The organism is Pseudaeromonas sp. HNCC25DJ180 (assembly GCF_055413345.1).
On record NZ_JBVAYF010000061.1, the window covers coordinates 1 to 231 of the forward strand.

1 protein-coding gene is annotated in these 231 nt (G+C 47.6%); it reads left to right on the forward strand.

What is annotated here, in order from left to right:
- Window positions 1–73: 73 nt before the first annotated feature.
- Window positions 74–231 (forward strand): transposase (locus ACZYTD_RS17265; protein WP_463893940.1); only part of this gene is annotated, 158 nt, incomplete at its 3' end.

Sequence of the window (231 nt, forward strand, 5' to 3'; positions counted from 1 at the left end):
GTAGTGGCATAGTGAATTTGGCCACCTGATTAAGTGGCGTGATAGGATCACGCCCTCATTGATAGGTGGAAAAATGACCGAAAAACACAGACCTTCTTTTAGTCCTGAATTCAAACTTGAAGCTGCCCAACTGGTCACCGTTAAGGGATACAGCGTTAAAGAAGCTGCACTGGCCATGGGAGTCAGTGATAGTGCTATGCGGGCTTGGGTGAAACAGCTTAAGAGTGAGCG